This is a genomic window from Micromonospora sp. NPDC023737 (assembly GCF_040639715.1).
Lineage (GTDB): Bacteria > Actinomycetota > Actinomycetes > Mycobacteriales > Micromonosporaceae > Micromonospora.
Map to the genome: position 1 here is coordinate 304,749 of NZ_JBFAAL010000002.1, position 13,411 is coordinate 318,159.

The 13,411-nt window shown below is 69.4% G+C and carries 11 protein-coding genes; 3 read left to right on the forward strand and 8 right to left on the reverse strand.

Annotated features, from left to right (window positions below; all coding sequences use genetic code 11):
- Window positions 1–196: 196 nt before the first annotated feature.
- From AB0F98_RS06805 to AB0F98_RS06825, 5 genes are all read right to left on the reverse strand, one after another.
- Entirely contained in the window at window positions 197–1,228 is a 1,032-nt protein-coding gene (locus AB0F98_RS06805; RefSeq protein ID WP_357729802.1) for a dipeptide ABC transporter ATP-binding protein, read from the reverse strand.
- Window positions 1,212–2,249, reverse strand: a complete 1,038-nt coding sequence (locus AB0F98_RS06810; protein WP_357729805.1) for an ABC transporter ATP-binding protein — start codon at window positions 2,247–2,249, stop codon at window positions 1,212–1,214. The genes AB0F98_RS06805 and AB0F98_RS06810 overlap by 17 nt, the downstream gene beginning before the upstream one ends.
- Before the next feature lie 66 nt (window positions 2,250–2,315).
- Window positions 2,316–3,269: an ABC transporter permease gene (locus AB0F98_RS06815; protein ID WP_357729808.1), complete on the reverse strand. Its 954-nt coding sequence runs from the start codon at window positions 3,267–3,269 to the stop codon at window positions 2,316–2,318.
- 150 nt (window positions 3,270–3,419) lie between these two features.
- The gene (locus AB0F98_RS06820) at window positions 3,420–4,358 is read right to left on the reverse strand and encodes an ABC transporter permease (protein WP_357729811.1); all 939 of its coding nucleotides are present in this window, start codon (window positions 4,356–4,358) and stop codon (window positions 3,420–3,422) included.
- A gap of 194 nt (window positions 4,359–4,552) precedes the next feature.
- Window positions 4,553–6,154, reverse strand: a complete 1,602-nt coding sequence (locus AB0F98_RS06825; protein WP_357729814.1) for an ABC transporter substrate-binding protein — start codon at window positions 6,152–6,154, stop codon at window positions 4,553–4,555.
- A 451-nt stretch (window positions 6,155–6,605) separates the two neighbouring features.
- On the opposite strand from AB0F98_RS06825, the gene AB0F98_RS06830 reads away from it, so the two are divergent.
- A complete protein-coding gene (locus AB0F98_RS06830; RefSeq protein ID WP_355141271.1) occupies window positions 6,606–7,466 on the forward strand; it encodes a bifunctional methylenetetrahydrofolate dehydrogenase/methenyltetrahydrofolate cyclohydrolase in 861 nt (286 codons plus the stop codon).
- 137 nt (window positions 7,467–7,603) lie between these two features.
- Window positions 7,604–8,554, forward strand: a complete 951-nt coding sequence (gene mdh / locus AB0F98_RS06835) for a malate dehydrogenase (protein WP_357729818.1) — start codon at window positions 7,604–7,606, stop codon at window positions 8,552–8,554.
- A 320-nt stretch (window positions 8,555–8,874) separates the two neighbouring features.
- On the opposite strand, the gene AB0F98_RS06840 is transcribed toward mdh, so the two are convergent.
- Window positions 8,875–9,684, reverse strand: coding sequence for an MBL fold metallo-hydrolase (locus AB0F98_RS06840; RefSeq protein ID WP_357729821.1), 810 nt, complete (start codon window positions 9,682–9,684; stop codon window positions 8,875–8,877).
- A gap of 135 nt (window positions 9,685–9,819) precedes the next feature.
- Between AB0F98_RS06840 and AB0F98_RS06845 the strand changes: the two genes are divergently transcribed.
- On the forward strand, window positions 9,820–11,037 hold the full coding sequence (locus AB0F98_RS06845) for an NADP-dependent isocitrate dehydrogenase (RefSeq protein ID WP_357729824.1): 1,218 nt from the start codon (window positions 9,820–9,822) through the stop codon (window positions 11,035–11,037).
- A gap of 293 nt (window positions 11,038–11,330) precedes the next feature.
- Here the strand turns inward: AB0F98_RS06845 and galT are convergent, their stop codons facing one another.
- Entirely contained in the window at window positions 11,331–12,404 is a 1,074-nt protein-coding gene (galT, locus tag AB0F98_RS06850; RefSeq protein WP_357729827.1) for a galactose-1-phosphate uridylyltransferase, read from the reverse strand.
- Window positions 12,401–13,207 (reverse strand): DeoR/GlpR family DNA-binding transcription regulator, encoded by an 807-nt coding sequence (locus AB0F98_RS06855; RefSeq protein ID WP_357729830.1) that lies wholly within the window; start codon window positions 13,205–13,207, stop codon window positions 12,401–12,403. Before AB0F98_RS06855 ends, galT begins: the two co-directional genes overlap by 4 nt.
- Window positions 13,208–13,411: the final 204 nt, after the last annotated feature.

Below are 13,411 nucleotides of genomic sequence, written 5' to 3' on the forward strand. Positions count from 1 at the left end.
CGGCGACGTCACCCGAACGCGGCGGCTGGCGGTCACCGGCGCGCCGGTCGACGGACTGCTCGCGCTCCCGCAGCGATCGCGTAGCCGCGGTGACGCGACGGAAGGCGAGTCTGCGCCACACCGGAAACGAAAGCGCCCCGCGCTCCACACCTGCCAGGGCAGGGCTCGTGGAACGCGGGGCGCGAACGTACGCGGGTCAGGCGACCGTCGGGCGCAGCTCGGCGAAGTGGCAGGCCGAGGGGTGCGGGTCGGCGGCACGCGGGACCGTCAGCGGCTCCTCCCGGGCGCAGATGTCCTGCGCCTTCCAGCACCGGGTACGGAACCGGCAGCCCGACGGCGGGTCGGCCGGCGAGGGCACGTCACCGGTCAGGCGGATGATGTTCCGCTCGTGGCGTACCTCGGGATCCGGCACCGGCACGGCGGAGAGCAGCGCCTGGGTGTAGGGGTGGGTGGCCCGCTCGTAGATCTCGTCCTCGGTGCCGATCTCCACGATCTTGCCGAGGTACATGACGCCGACCCGGTCCGCGATGTGCCGGACCACCGACAGGTCGTGCGCGATGAAGATGTACGAGAGCCCGAGTTCGTCCTGGAGCTGCTCCAGGAGGTTGATCACCTGGGCCTGGATGGAGACGTCCAGGGCCGACACCGGCTCGTCGCAGACGATGACCTCCGGGTGCAGCGCGAGGGCACGGGCGATGCCGATGCGCTGCCGCTGGCCGCCGGAGAACTGGTGCGGGTACCGGTTGACGTGCTCCGGGTTGAGCCCGACCAGGTCGAGCAGCTCCTGCACCCGCTTGCGCTTGCTACCCTTCGGCGCCGCGTCCTTGTGGATCTCGAACGGCTCACCGATGATGTCGCCGACCGTCATCCGCGGGTTGAGCGAGGTGTACGGGTCCTGCATGACCATCTGCATGTTGCGTCGCAGCCGGCGCAGCTCGCTGCCGGAGGCCTTGAACAGGTCCTGCCCCTCCAGCGTGGCCTTGCCCGAGGTCGGCGTCTCCAGCCGCATCAGCATCCGGGCGAGCGTCGACTTTCCGCAGCCGGACTCGCCCACGATGCCGAGGGTCTCGCCCCGGCGCAGCTCGAAGCTCACCCCGTCCACGGCCTTGACCGCGCCGACCTGCTTCTTGAACAGCACGCCCTGCGTGATCGGGAAGTGCTTCATCAGGTTGTCGACGGAGAGGATGGTCTCGCCGCGGACCTTGGTGGAGCTAGCGGGCGCTGTCATCAAGCACCTCCTGCGCGAAGTGGCATTCGCTGGTTCGGCCGTCGCCGAGGACCAGGCTGTTCGGCACCACGTCCAGGCAGACCTGCTGCACGTACGGGCACCGGGGGTGGAACGGGCAGCCGGACGGGATCCGCATCAGGTTCGGCGGGAGCCCCTTGATCGTCGCGAGCTTCTGGCCCTTGACGTCCAGGCGCGGGATCGACTCCAGCAACCCCTTGGTGTACGGGTGCGCCGGCGACCGGTAGAGCGATTGGACGTCGGCGTGCTCGACGATGCGGCCGGCGTACATGACCGCGATCCGGTCGGCGACGCCGGCGACCACACCCAGGTCGTGGGTGATCAGGATCATCGCCATGCCGAGCTCCTGGCGCAGGTCGGCGAGGAGGTCCATGATCTGGGCCTGCACGGTAACGTCCAGCGCTGTCGTCGGCTCGTCGGCGATCAGCACCTTCGGGTTGAGCGCCAGCGCCATCGCGATCATGACGCGCTGCCGCATACCGCCGGAGAACTGGTGCGGGTAGTCGCCGATCCGCCGCTCGGCGGCCGGGATCTTCACCAGGTCCATCAGCTCGATGGCCCGGCGACGGGCGTCCGCCCGGGACATCCCTTCGCGGGTGCGCAGCGTCTCGCCGATCTGCCAGCCGACCGGGAACACCGGGTTCAGCGCGGAGAGCGCGTCCTGGAAGATCATGGCGATCTCCTTGCCGCGCACCTGCCGCCGCTGCGCCTCCGGCTGGGTGAGCAGGTCACGCCCCTGGTACAGGATCTGACCGGAGCGGATGTGCGCGGGCGGGGTGTCCAGGATGCCCATGATCGCCTGGGCGGTCACCGACTTGCCGGAGCCGGATTCGCCGAGTACGGCGAGCGTCTCTCCGGCATCGAGGTGGTACGACACTCCCCTGATCACCTTGGCCACGCCCTCTTGGGTGCGGAACTCGACGTGCAGGTCCCGGACCTCGAGCAGGTGGCCGCCCTCGGGTGTCGCGGAGGCGGGCGTGGGTTGGGTGACGGCGTCGGTCATGACTGATCTGCCTTTCCGCTCGCGACTGCGGGGCTCGCTTCGCTCACTTCTCGCGCTCGCATGAACTCACCGCAGCTTCGGGTCGAAGGCGTCACGGATCGCGTCGCCGAGCATGATGAAGGCCAGCACGGTCAGCGCGAGGAACGCCGAGGGGACGAGCAGCGGGGTCGCCGACTCCCGCATGTGGACCCGGCCGGTGTCGATGTCCTGGCCCCAGGAGATGGTCTCCTGGCTGAGGCCGATGCCGAGGAAGGAGAGGGTCGCCTCGGCGGCGATGAACGAGCCGAGCGCGATGGTCAGCACCACGATGGCCGGGGCGAGCGCGTTCGGCAGGATGTGCCGCAGCATGATCCGGCCGTGGCCGGCGCCGAGCATCCGGGCCGCTGCGACGTAGTCCTGTTCCTTTGCGGTGATCACCGAGGAGCGGACTACCCGGGCGGCGGTGGTCCAGCCGAGAACGGCCAGCACCAGGACGACCGCGCCGAGCCGGAAGTTCGGGTTGTCCGTGCCGATCCGCTTGAGCAGGACGATTGCGGCGAGCAGCAGCGGGATGCCGAGCACGATGTCGATCATCCGGGAGAGCACCGCGTCGGCCCAGCCGCCGAAATAGCCCGCGAGCAGCCCGACCGTGAGCGCGATGACGCCGGTGATCAGCGTGGAGAGCGCGCCGACGAGCAGCGACGCCCGGGTCCCGTAGACCGCCCGCGCGTAGGTATCGCAGCCCTGGAACCCGAACCCGAAGATGGCCCCACCGGACGGTCCGTGGTTCTGCCGGTCGAGCGCACAGTCCTTCGGATCGTTGGCGGTGAACAGGCTCGGAAAGATCGCCATCAGCGTGACGATCAGGACCAGGATGAGCGCGATCCAGAAGATCGGCTTACGACGCAGGTCACGCCATGCGTCCCCGGCCAGGCTGCGCGGCTTGTTCGCGCCGACCTGGTTGGGCGTGCCCGGCTCGCCGGAGGGTCCCCGCCGCGCGGCCTGGTTCTCGCTGGCCGCCACCGTTTCGAAATCACTCATGCCTGCACCTCGCTCCGCTCTGTGCCGGCATGAGCGCCCAAGCACGCTGCGCTGATGATTCGTTCGCCGCGCCCTGTCGGCGCACCCCCGCGCTGCGTTCCGGGGCACGCCGAGCCGCGGAACAGTGCGCTGATGATTCGTTCGCTGCGCTCACTCATAGCGGATCCTCGGGTCGAGTACGGCGTACAGGACATCCACCAGCAGGTTCGAGACCAGGTAGACCACGACGAGCACGCTGACGATGCCCACCACCAGCGGGCCGTCCTCGGTGCGGATGCCGCGGAAGAGGTTGAAGCCCACGCCGGGGATGTTGAACACGCCCTCCGTGATGATCGCGCCGCTCATCAGGTTGCCCAGCTCGACACCGAGGAAGGTCACCACCGGGATGAGCGAGTTGCGCAGCACATGGACGCTGACGATGCGCCGCTTCACCAGGCCCTTCGACCGCGCGGTGCGGACGTAGTCGGCCCGCAGGTTCTCCGCCACCGACGTACGGGTGAGCCGCAGCGCGGTGGCCAGTGAGAGCGAGCCGAGCACGATGCCGGGCAGCAGCAGCGCGTAGAAATCGGGTTCCGCGCCGGCGGTGGGCGGGAAGAGCTGCCACTTGACGCCCAGGAAGTACTGGGCGAGGGGCGCCAGCACGATGGTCGGGATACCGAGCACCAGCAGCGTCAGTACCAGCGTGGAGTTGTCGAAGATGCCGGCGCGGCGGATGCCGGCGATCACGCCGGCGGTGACGCCGAAGATCACCGCGACCGCGAGCGCGATGAGGGCGAGCTTCACGGTGACCGGCCAGGCCTGCTGGAGGATGTCACCGATCTGCCGGCCGGTCAGCGACTGGCCGAGGTCGCCCTGGAGCAGGCTCCTGACGTAGTCGAAGTAGCGGTAGAAGAAGCCGCCGATACCGGTCGCGTCGAGGTGGTACTTCTCCGTCAGGTATGCGCGCTGAGCGGCCGTCACCGGTCGCTCGCCGGCGAGTGCCTGGATCGGGTCGCCCTGGCCGGCGAACATCAGCGCGTAGACGATCAGCGTGGTCCCGAGGAAGGCCAGGACCATCTGTAGGAGGCGCCGCAGGATGTAGCGGAACATACTTTCCAGTCTCTCCGGAAAAATGCGAAAGGGTCGCGAGACGACATCTCTGGTCGAACCGGAAACAACTGCGACCCGGTCCTCGGCCCCGAACGAGGCCGGCGCCGGAACCGGCCCGGACGCCGAGCGACCGGGCCGGTTCGGATGTGCCCGGGCCACCCGGGCTTTCCCGGGTGGCCCGCGCCGCGGTCAGCTCAGCTGGCCGCCTCGACCTTTACCAGGTTGACGCGCTGGAACAGGTCCATCTCGACGTTCTTGACCTTGGACGAGTGCCCGAACACGTTCTCGCCGAAGCGGAGCGGGATCACCGGCATGTCCTTGGCCAGGATGTCCTCGGCCTGCTGGTACTTCTTGATCGCCTCTTCCTGGGTGGAGGCCGCAGAGCCCTCCTTGACCAGCCGGTCGAACTCCGGGTTGCTGTAGCCGTAGTAGTTCGACGAGCCGTTGGTGGTGTACAGCGGGCCGAGGTAGTCCTCCATGGACGGGTAGTCCATGACCCAACCCAGCCGGAACATGCCCACCGGCTGCTTCTTCTCGACCTTGTTCAGCAGGTCCGCGAACTTCGGCTCGGCGGAGCCGACGACCTCGACGCCCAGGTTGGCCTTGAGCTGGTTGGCCGTGGCGTCGACCCAGTCCTTGTGACCGCCGTCGCCGTTGTAGGAGATGACGATCTTCGACGGGCCGCCGGCGGCCTGGTAGAGCTTCTTGGCCTCGGTCGGGTTGAACTCACCGGCCGCACCCGCGGTGTTCTCCCGGTAGCCCGGCAGCACCGGCGAGACGAACGAACGGGCGGGTGCCTGCGAGTTCTTGAAGATCGACTTCGTGATCTCGTCCCGGTCGATCGCCATCGAGATCGCCTTGCGCACGTCCGGGTTCGCGAAGTCCTTGTCGAACGTCGGGAAGGCCAGGAACTGGAACGACGACATCGGGCTGGTCTGGTACCGGTCGCCGAGGTCGGTCTGCGCGGTGCTCAGGTTCTCCGTGGGGATCGTCGGGAGAACGTCCAGGTTGTCCGCCAGCAGGTCCGCGTACGCGGCCGTGAGCTGCTGGTAGATCCGGAACTCGATGTTCTTGGCCTTCGGCTTGTCGAGCGGGTAGGCGTCGTACCGCTCGATGTCGATCTTGCTGTCGTGCTGCCAGGTGCCCTTCATCTTGAACGGGCCCTGGCCGATCGGCGACTGCTCGTAGTCGCTCTTCAGCACACCGGGCGCGGAGAATGCGGCGTCCGGCAGCGGGTAGAACGCGTTGTAGCCGAGCATCGTCTTGAAGTCGATGTACGGCGCGCCCAGGGTCACCTGGAAGGTCAGGTCGTCCAGCTTCTTCAGACCGGACAGGGTCTTGGCCTTCGGCTCCTTGCCCTGGAGGTCCTCGTAGCCGGCGATCTTCTCGAAGAAGTAGCTGCCGCCCTGGCCGTTCGGCGCGTAGGCGCCGTAGTTCCAGGCGTTGATGTAGTTGTCGGACTTGACCTTCTCGCCGTTGTGGAAGGTGAAGCCGTCCTTGAGCTTGATCGTCCAGACCTTGTTGTCGGTCGACGTGACCGACTCGGCGGCGACCTCGACAGGCTTGTTCTGCGCGTCGTAGTCCACGAGCGGGCTGAACAGACCGGAGATCACCTGGTTGCCGGACGTCTCGGTGGTGTTGGTCGGGACCAGGTGCTGCGGCTCGGCGATCTGAATGCTGACCGTGTCGGAGCCACTGCCGCCGGAACCACCGTCGCCGCCACTGCCGCAGGCCGCGAGGCCCAGCGTCACAGCGAGCGGGAGGGCGGTCCAGGCAGCGAGCCTACGAACTCGCATGAAGCCTCCTCATCTCCTCACACTGCGCAGTCGAGCCCGACGCTGGGTAACGCTGCGCAACGAGCGGCAACGGTAGGCCGTTCGCGGGACTTCGGCAACGACTTGATCACAACCTGATAACGGGGCGATCGGACGGTATCCGCACGGGGGTGGCCCTGCTGCTATGCGCACCCCGGTCAATTTGGCTCTGACGAGCGCTTTTGAGCCTTAGCTGGGACGGAGGGTGTCCTGTTTGCTGCCCGAATGAGCGAATCGTGAACTCGGTGCCCAGATTGTTGCCTAAGCCACCTAACCGTCCGGAGGTGGCGTGAGGCAGACCACAGAAAATACGAAGAGTGACGCAATTCATGTCACGCACGGTTACCGATGGGATAAGCGGAGGCGGCCCGCCGGTGGCGGCGGTCGTCGGGTCGTCGTAACCGGAGGACGTCGGCCGTGAGACGATCTGCACGTGACGGCGACGCTTCTGGACGGCAAGGCGACCGCGGCCGAGATCAAGGACGAGCTGCGGACACGGGTCAAGGCTCTGGCCGAACGCGGTATCACCCCGGGGCTGGGGACGGTCCTCGTCGGGTCCGATCCCGGATCACAGGCGTACGTCAACGGCAAGCACCGCGACTGCGCCGAGGTGGGCATCGCCTCCATCCGGCGGGAGTTGCCGGCCGACGCCACCCAGGCACAGGTCGAGCAGGTGCTCGCCGAACTGAACGCCGATCCGGCCTGCCACGGCTACATCGTCCAGCTGCCGCTCCCCGGCCACCTCGACACCCAGCGCGTGCTGGAGCTGATCGACCCGGCGAAGGACGCCGACGGCCTGCACCCGGTCAACCTCGGCCGGCTGGTGCTCGGCTACCCGGGACCGCTGCCCTGCACCCCGCGCGGCATCGTCGAGCTGCTCCGCCGGCACGACGTCGCGCTGAGCGGCGCCAAGGTCGTGGTGGTCGGTCGCGGTAACACCGTCGGTCGTCCGCTCGGCTTGTTGCTGACGCGACGCAGCGAGAACGCGACAGTGACGTTGTGCCACACCGGCACGCTCGACCTGGCCTCGCACACCCGGGCCGCCGACATCGTCATCGTGGCGGCCGGCGTTCCGGGCCTGCTCACCGCCGACATGGTCACGCCGGGCGCGGTGGTGGTCGACGTGGGCATCACCCGGGTGGTCGGCCCGGACGGCAAGGGCCGCTACACCGGCGACGTGGACTCGGCAGTGGTGGAGGTGGCCGGCGCGCTGGTGCCGATGCCGGGCGGGGTCGGGCCGATGACCCGGGCCATGCTGCTCACCAACGTGGTCGAGCGCGCCGAGCAGGGCTGACCCGCTCCGCCGACGGATTCCGGATAGGGGACCCCTTCCAGTCCAACGGCGTCATAACCGTCCGCCCCTGGCCGGATCGGTGCCAGGATGACTGATACGGTCCGGAAAACCGACTGGTATCAGGGAGTGGGACGACCATGGGTAAGAAGGTCACTGTCGTCGGGGCCGGCTTCTACGGCTCCACCACCGCACAGCGCCTGGCCGAGTACGACGTCTTCGACACCGTTGTGATCACCGACATCGTGGAGGGCAAGCCGGCGGGCCTCGCGCTGGACCTCAACCAGTCGCGCCCGGTCGAGGGCTTCGAGACCAAGGTCGTCGGCGTCACCACCGGCCCGAACGGCGAGGGCTACGAGGCCATTGAGGGCTCCGATGTCGTCGTCATCACCGCGGGTCTGCCACGCAAGCCGGGCATGAGCCGGATGGATCTGCTGGAGACGAACGCCAAAATCGTCCGCCAGGTCTCCGAGAACGTCGCCAAGTACGCCCCGAACGCCGTCGTGATCGTCGTCTCCAACCCGCTCGACGAGATGACCGCCCTGGCTCAGCTCGCCACCCAGTTCCCGAAGAACCGGGTGCTCGGCCAGGCCGGCATGCTGGACACGGCCCGGTTCACCAACTTCGTGGCCGAGGCGCTGAACGTACCGGTGAAGTCGGTCAAGACCCTCACCCTCGGCTCGCACGGCGACACCATGGTGCCGGTGCCCTCGAAGAGCACCGTCAACGGCAAGCCGCTGCGCGAGGTCATGCCCGACGGGCAGATCGAGGAGCTCGTGGTCAAGACCCGGAACGGTGGCGCCGAGGTCGTCGCGCTGCTGAAGACCGGTTCCGCGTACTACGCCCCCTCCGCCGCCGCCGCCAAGATGGCGAAGGCCGTCGCCGAGGACTCGGGCGAGATCATGCCGGTCTGCGCCTGGGTCGACGGCGAGTACGGCATCTCGGGCGTCTACCTGGGCGTCGAGGCGCAGATCGGCGCCGAGGGCGTGAAGCGGGTCGTCGAGACCGACCTCGACGCCGACGAGCTCAACAGCCTCAAGGAGGCTGCCGAGGCCGTCCGCGCCAAGCAGGCCGACGTCGCCAACATGTGACTTGAGCACCACCCAGGAGGGGGGGGGGGGGGGCCGGGGGCGCCCCCCCCCCCCCCCCCCCCCCCCCCACCCCCCCCCCCCCCCCCCCCCCCCCCCCCCCCCCCCCCCCCCCCCCCCCCCCCCCAGACCCCCAATCAATGTTCATCCCGCCCCCCCTGGGGGGGCCCCCCCCGCCGGGCCCCCCCCCTCCTGCCATCCCCACCCACCCCACCCCGTCCCCGTCCCGCCCCCGCCCCGGTGATCATGAAGTTATTGCCTCGACACGCCGAGTCGGTGGGCAACAACTTCATGATCACCGGGGATGCGGCGGGAGGAGGGGGTCAAGGGAGGGGGTGGAAGGGGGTGCCTAGGTGGGGGGTGGCCAGGGTCGTGGGGCCGGCCTCGGAGAGGGTGCGTAGCAGGTCTGTGCGGGACGCGCGGGCTGTCGCCGGGTCCTCCTCGTGGGCGTACGCGAGTTCGGGAGCGACCAGCTGCACGGCGTGCACCAGCAGGTCGCCGGTGAGCAGCAGCCGCGACTCGTCCGCCTCCACCAGCACGCACTGGTGCCCGGGAGTGTGCCCGGGCGTCGGCAGCAGTCGTACGCCGGGCCCGATGGTGGTCTCGCCGTCGACCTCCCGCAGCTGGCCGGCGGCGCGCAACGGTGCGATCAGCCCGGCCCGCAGCTCCGGGTTGACCCGGTCGATGGCGGCTACCTCGGCACGCTGGACCAGGTACGTGGCGTTTCGGAAGTACGGCGTGCCGGGCGACCCGGTGACGGCCCAGCCGACGTGGTCGGTGTGCAGGTGGGTGAGCACGACGGTCCGTACGTCCGCCGGGTCGATGCCGGCGGCGGCCAGTTCGGCGGGGAGTCGACCCGGCACCGGCGCCCACGTCGCGGCGGGTGAGTCGGCGGGCCCGATGCCGGCGTCCACCAGGGTTGCCGGCCCGTCGCCGGCCCGGATCGCGAAGCAGCGGAAGTGCAGCCACCACCGGCCGTCGGCGGTCACCGCGTCCGGATCCCGGCGGTCGGCCTCCCGCCACTGTTCGGTGGTGGCGCCCGGGAACGCCTCCGTGCGGGGCGCGAAGAACGGCCCCTCGCCGTCGGTGATCGCGGTGACCGTGATAGACCCGTGGGTACGGCTCAGTGGCATCCGGCGATGATGCCAGTGATCTTCCGCGTCGGCCGCCCCGATCTCCGTGCCACCGAGGCCGGCTGGGGGCTGCCGGGAAGTTTCCAGTACGCTCGTACTGCTTGAGCACGTGTCCCCCGAGAGGAGCGCCGGCCGATGGCGAAGATCAAGGTAAACAACCCGGTCGTGGAGCTCGACGGCGACGAGATGACGCGGATCATCTGGAAGCAGATCCGTGAGCAGCTGATCCTGCCCTACCTCGACGTCGACCTGCACTACTACGACCTGTCGATCCAGCACCGCGACGAGACCGACGACCAGGTCACCGTCGACGCCGCCAACGCCATCAAGGAGCACGGCGTCGGCGTCAAGTGCGCGACGATCACCCCGGACGAGGCCCGGGTGGAGGAGTTCGGCCTCAAGAAGATGTGGCGGTCGCCGAACGGCACCATCCGCAACATCCTCGGCGGCGTCGTCTTCCGTGAGCCGATCATCATGTCCAACGTGCCGCGGCTGGTTCCCGGCTGGACCAAGCCGATCATCATCGGCCGGCACGCCCACGGTGACCAGTACAAGGCCACCGACTTCGTGGTGCCGGGCCCCGGCAAGGTGACCGTCACCTACACCCCGGCCGACGGCTCCGCGCCGGTGGAGATGGAGGTCGCCAACTTCTCCGGCGGCGGCATCGCCATGGGCATGTACAACTTCGACGAGTCGATCCGGGACTTCGCCCGGGCCTCGTTCCGGTACGGCCTGGACCGCGGCTACCCGGTCTACCTGTCGACCAAGAACACCATCCTGAAGGCGTACGACGGCCGGTTCAAGGACATCTTCGCCGAGGTGTTCGAGAACGAGTTCAAGGCGGAGTTCGACGCCGCCGGCCTCACCTACGAGCACCGGCTGATCGACGACATGGTCGCCGCCGCGCTGAAGTGGGAGGGCGGCTACGTCTGGGCCTGCAAGAACTACGACGGTGACGTGCAGTCCGACACCGTCGCGCAGGGCTTCGGCTCGCTGGGTCTGATGACCTCCGTCCTGCTCTCCCCGGACGGCCGCACCGTCGAGGCCGAGGCCGCGCACGGCACGGTCACCCGGCACTACCGGCAGTGGCAGAAGGGCGAGAAGACCTCGACCAACCCGATCGCCTCGATCTACGCCTGGACCCGGGGCCTGGCCCACCGGGGCAAGCTGGACGGCACCCCGGCGGTCACCGAGTTCGCCAACACCCTGGAGCAGGTCATCGTCGACACCGTCGAAGGCGGCCAGATGACCAAGGACCTCGCGCTGCTGATCTCGCGCGACGCCCCGTGGCTGACCACCGACGAGTTCATGAACGCGCTCGACGAGAACCTGGCCCGCAAGCTGGCTGCCTGATCTCCACCAGCAACGACGAAGCCCGCCGGCATCGCGCCGGCGGGCTTCGTCGTGCCGGACGGATTATTTTTCCGTCACTCGACTCGGCGCGCCTCGTTGACCAGCGTGGACGAGATGCCAGTCGCGTCCAGGAGGGTTGGCCGCGGTGACCGCGCGGCACGAGTGCCAATCAGCCAGCCTTCCCGGCTGTCGTGCACAGCCAGCCGTCCCTTCCCCGCGGGGGGCCCTGTCCCGGGCCCCCCGCGCCCTGTTCCGGGGGTTTTCACGTCTGTCCCTGGACGGAGCGGCTCCGGTCAGGCGGCACGGAGGAGTTCGGCGGCGCGTTCCGGTGCGATGTCGTTGATGAAGGCGCCCATGCCCGACTCCGAGCCGGCCAGGTACTTCAGCTTGTCCTTCGCCCTGCGGATGCTGAACAGCTGTAGGTGCAGGTGGCCCAGCTCACGGTCGATCCGTACCGGCGCCTGGTGCCAGGCCGCGATGTAGGGCATGGGCATGTCGAAGAGCCCGTCGAACCGGCGCAGCAGGTCCAGGTAGAGCGGCCCGAAGGCGTCCCGCTCGGCGTCGTCGAGCGCCGGGATGTCCGGCACCGGTCGGTTGGGGGCCACGTGCACCTCGAACGGCCAGCGGGCGGCCGCCGGGACGTACGCCGTCCAGTGCTCGTTGGCCAGGACCACCCGCTCGCCGGCGGCCCGCTCGGCGGCGAGCACATCGGCGTAGAGGTTGCCGCCGGTGCGCTCGGCGTGCCGGCGCGCGGCGGCGAGCATCGTCCGGGTCCGCGGCGTGACGAAGGGGTACGCGTAGATCTGGCCGTGCGGGTGGTGCAGCGTCACGCCGATCTCCACGCCCCGGTTCTCGAAGCAGAACACCTGCTCCACCCCGGGCAACTCGCCCAGAGCCACGGTGCGGTCGGCGAGCGCGTCGATCACCGTACGGACCCGGGTGGGGGAGAGGCTCGCGAACGAGGCGTTGTGGTCGGAGGTGAAGCAGACGACCTCGCAGCGACCGAGCCCCGGCCGGAACGGGGTGAACGGGGTGATCTCCCCGGGCGCGTCGGCGACCCGGCTGCTCAGGGACGGAAACCGGTTCTCGAAGACCACCACGTCGTAGTCCGACGCCGGGATCTCGGTGAGCCGGTCACCCACCGACGGGTCGAGGGGGCACTCGTCGGCCGGCGGCAGGAAGGTGCGGGTCTGCCGGTGCACGGCGACCGCCACCCACTCCTCGGTCAGCGGGTCGTAGCGCAACTGCGACGCGTGCGGTGGAGGCGGCAGCTCTCGCCGGTCCGGCTGGTCACGGACGGCGTCGTCCCGCTCGTCGAAGTAGATCAGTTCCCGGCCGTCGGCCAGCCGGACCTCGGTGCGCTTCACTCCGCCGCCCCTCCATTCGTCGGCGCGCCCGTCGGCGGCACCATCACCAGTTCGCCCACGCGATCGCCGAGGATCCGTCGTGCCTCGGTCGGCAGCCCGTCGTCGCTGATCAGCACGTGCGCGGCCGACAGTTCGACGATCGAGGAGATGCCGACGGTGCCCCACTTGGAGTGGTCGGCGAGCACCACCAGCCGGTCGGCCGCCGCGACCAGGGCGCGGTCGGTCTCCGCCTCCATGAGGTTGGGCGTGGTGAACCCGGCCCGCTCGCTGATCCCGTGGACGCCGAGGAAGAGCAGGTCCAGATGCAGCGATCGGATCGCCCCGACGGCCAGCGGCCCGACCAGGGCATCGGACGGCGTCCGCACCCCGCCGGTGAGCACCACCGTCTGGTCCGGCCGCCCACCCGCGTGCATGATCTCGGCCACCGGGAGCGAGTTGGTCACCACCGTCAGCCCGGGCACGTCCACCAGGCGGCGGGCGAGCTCGGCGGTGGTGGTGCCGGCGGAGAGCGCGACCGCCGCGCCCGGTCGGACCAGTTGGGCCGCCCGGCCGGCGATGGCCGCCTTCTCGGCCGGCTGCCGCACCGACTTCGCCCGGAACCCGGGTTCGTCGGTCGATCCCGGCCCGGCCACCGTGGCCCCGCCGTGCACCTTGGCCAGCAGGCCGCGCTCGTGCAGCGTCTCCAGGTCACGCCGGATCGTCATGTCCGAGACGCCGAACTCGGCGGCCAGTTCGCTGACGCGTACGCCGCCCGCCGCGCGGACCCGCTCCAGAATCGTCGCCTGCCGCTGCTGCGCCAGCATCCGCCGCACCTCCCGGCCGCTCACGTACTCTCACGTGGTCAAACGTGTTTCAACAAGAATGAACATTAGCGCGTGGCCGAAGCCGGTGAAAGGAGCGGGGTGGGCCCGACGGTGACCCGGAGGGACCAGCCGTCGGCCGAGCATGCGCGATCAGGGCCGCGCGGCTCAGCCTGGTCGGCCACCCGCCCGCGAGGCCGAACCGCC

What these genes read in the sequence shown, in the direction of transcription:
- AB0F98_RS06805 (WP_357729802.1), bottom strand. Translation starts at nt 1,228, where the DNA reads ATGACAGCGCCCGCTAGCTCCACCAAGGTCCGCGGCGAGACCATCCTC.
- AB0F98_RS06810 (WP_357729805.1), bottom strand. Translation starts at nt 2,249, where the DNA reads ATGACCGACGCCGTCACCCAACCCACGCCCGCCTCCGCGACACCCGAG.
- AB0F98_RS06815 (WP_357729808.1), bottom strand. Translation starts at nt 3,269, where the DNA reads ATGAGTGATTTCGAAACGGTGGCGGCCAGCGAGAACCAGGCCGCGCGG.
- AB0F98_RS06820 (WP_357729811.1), bottom strand. Translation starts at nt 4,358, where the DNA reads ATGTTCCGCTACATCCTGCGGCGCCTCCTACAGATGGTCCTGGCCTTC.
- AB0F98_RS06825 (WP_357729814.1), bottom strand. Translation starts at nt 6,154, where the DNA reads ATGCGAGTTCGTAGGCTCGCTGCCTGGACCGCCCTCCCGCTCGCTGTG.
- mdh (WP_357729818.1), top strand. Translation starts at nt 7,604, where the DNA reads ATGGGTAAGAAGGTCACTGTCGTCGGGGCCGGCTTCTACGGCTCCACC.
- AB0F98_RS06840 (WP_357729821.1), bottom strand. Translation starts at nt 9,684, where the DNA reads ATGCCACTGAGCCGTACCCACGGGTCTATCACGGTCACCGCGATCACC.
- AB0F98_RS06845 (WP_357729824.1), top strand. Translation starts at nt 9,820, where the DNA reads ATGGCGAAGATCAAGGTAAACAACCCGGTCGTGGAGCTCGACGGCGAC.
- AB0F98_RS06855 (WP_357729830.1), bottom strand. Translation starts at nt 13,207, where the DNA reads ATGCTGGCGCAGCAGCGGCAGGCGACGATTCTGGAGCGGGTCCGCGCG.